Below are 2,468 nucleotides of genomic sequence, written 5' to 3'. Positions count from 1 at the left end.
GTGGTTGGCAAGTCCGACCTCCGTGACCAGCCGAGGATGATTGTGATGCCTACTCGGGTGCGGGTCTCCGCACCCGAGTAGGCCACGATCCATCCCGGTGAGGCGTCGCGTCCGGGTCAGGCTCGGGCGACGGCTGAGCTCATCGCACCAGACCGCCCCAGGGGCGTCCTTCCGCTCCCGGAAGCCGAGTCGTTTTCATGCGCTCGTCGATCTCGGCGAGTTGCGCCTCGGTGGGGTTCGGGCCGAGCCGGCCGAGCTCCTCGAAGAGCTTCTCGTTACCGGCCGGCGCGCTGATGAACAGGACTTTCCCGCCGGTCTGTGTGACGAAGGTGTGGTAGGCCCCGCGGGGCACGACCACTGTCGTGCCGGGTCCGCCGGAGAACTCGGCATCACCCACCCGGAACTGGTACTCCCCCTCCAGGACGAACATGACCTTCATGAAGTCATGGTGGGCGTGGGGAGGGTTCTCGGTGATCACGTCGTGGTGGAACAGGAATGCACCGAGGGCCTCACCGACCTCGGCGCCCCGCACCAGGATCTCCGGCCGATGCGGACCGCTGAGCTGAATCAGCTCTCCCTCCCCGGGTGCGACAGCCCAGCCGTCAGGACCCCAGTCGGCTTTCGTAGCCATCGTTGTTTCCCCCTTGCTTCAGGTGTTGTGCCGAGGCGATGGAGATCGCCGCCGTGCCAAATCAGAAGATGTCCGCGGGCGACTCAGGAATGTCAGCCAGCCACGCTCGTGCGCTGCGGTCAGCAACGCCAATGCCTGCGCTCCGTGCGCCCAGGCGGAGATTCGCGCCTCACCAGCTCTGGCGAACTGGCTGCGTTCGACGGAGTCGGGCGGATGATCAGTAGCGGATTGAGTGTCTGTCGTGTCACGCCAGCCTTCCTTGACATGGCGGTCCTGCCCCTGGTGGCCAGCTCGATGTGCTCTTCCACAGTCTCGTCGGGCGTCCCGAGCTGAGGCCGCAGGTTCGACTGATCGACTGCTTTCAGCTGAGTGTCGGCGTGCTCGGGCGACGGCATCGTCCACGCGGCAAGCCACTCGCCGTTCGGGCTTTCCTCCTGAAAGCTAGCGACGCGGTGTTGACAGCTACTTGATCAAGATCGGCAAATCCCCTGATCCTCGCCGGCGTCTCGTTCATCGCTCTCTGCGTCGGTGGTAAGCATGGGGTGCGGGAAGCCCTGGTCAAGCGACCTGTTCGCGGTCGACGACCTCAACGCGTACGCCGTGCGGTCGGGATAGCGCACGACCAGGAGCGCACCGGCCTCGCCGAACACGAGCATCAGATCCGCTGGCAGGCCGCCGACCTGGACTCGAACGGCCGCGGCGCCTACATCTACGTCGTCGTGGTGCCGGTTCAACCTGCCGAACTCAGATTCCCACGCCAACCGTCGCTGAGGCGGTTGAATGGCGGTGTGGAGGTCAGCAAGGACGGGCGGAATTGGCGCATCGGCGCCGCCGTCGACGTGGGCTGGATCGCCGGTCACACCACTGCCGGCGTCTCGATCACCACCGCCATCCCGCCGGCCTTCGACGCCTACGCCACCACGTACCAGGCCGACGACGTCACCGCCGCCGTCTACGAGCGCGCCCTGGTCAACGACCTCGTCACCCACACTCCGGACCAGTCGTGGTGGCTGGCCTACCTCGACACCGGCGCCCACGACATCGTCTTTCCCCACGCCCCCAGGGTGTTCCTCTATTGGAACTGGCCGTACGTGCTGGTCGAGGCCGGCCCCGAGCAAGCCCTCAGCTGGCGCACCGGTGGTCACATCCGCCACCCGCACGGCGCGCTACCCGACCTGTTCTTTCCCGCTGACCGGTCGTGGCTTGTCTCCGCGCTCTGGGACGACACCTGGAGCTGCGTCGGCGGTCCGACACCACTGATCCACACCCTCGACCGCGACCCGGTGGTCAACGCCCGCCAGGTCCGATCCGACGAGGACGCGCTGCCGCCGGGGCTGACCCGCGAGTGACGGCCCGTCCAAGGGCTGCCGTGAGCCGCCGACGGTGACTACCGTCGCCACTTCTCGGCGGGTCGGCAACCGCTGGTCGGTGTGCCGTAGATCCGCTTCCCGTCCGGGCCCGCAAAGCAATGTTCCAGTTCGTCTTCGGCCTGGAACAGCGGGCGCAGCCCCTGCGGATGACGGGTAGGTAAGTCGGGCGGTTGTCCAGGCCGTAGAGCCGGACCATGTCGGTGGCTCAGCTGCGTCCGCAAGATGGTTCGGGAGTAGCCAGCGGACTCCGACTGCCAGTACGCGCGTACGACCGTCCGTGCACTCAGCCGCGACGCCCGGGCCTGGCTCACCTACTGGTGACGAGCGGGCCGGGCCGGCGTCTGTCCGGATCGGCAGCTCGCAGCCCACCATGATCGAATCGCGGCCGACTCGGAGGCACAAACCGTGCCCCCGAGTCGGCCGCGACAATCGGCAGCCCCTTACCGGCGGCCGAACGTGACACTCAT

The 2,468-nt window shown here is 67.2% G+C and carries 2 protein-coding genes; one reads left to right on the top strand and one right to left on the bottom strand.

Annotated elements, in window-relative coordinates:
• Window positions 1-139 precede the first annotated feature (139 nt).
• On the bottom strand, window positions 140-631 hold the full coding sequence (locus AB0K10_RS33140; RefSeq protein WP_363690173.1) for a cupin domain-containing protein: 492 nt from the start codon (window positions 629-631) through the stop codon (window positions 140-142).
• Between the two features lie 788 nt (window positions 632-1,419).
• On the opposite strand from AB0K10_RS33140, the gene AB0K10_RS33135 reads away from it, so the two are divergent.
• Entirely contained in the window at window positions 1,420-1,980 is a 561-nt protein-coding gene (locus tag AB0K10_RS33135; RefSeq protein ID WP_363690171.1) for a hypothetical protein, read from the top strand.
• Window positions 1,981-2,468: the final 488 nt, after the last annotated feature.

The sequence above is a fragment of the Micromonospora sp. NPDC049274 genome, from assembly GCF_040678875.1.
GTDB lineage: Bacteria > Actinomycetota > Actinomycetes > Mycobacteriales > Micromonosporaceae > Micromonospora.
This window is presented reverse-complemented; position numbering and strand designations above follow the sequence as displayed.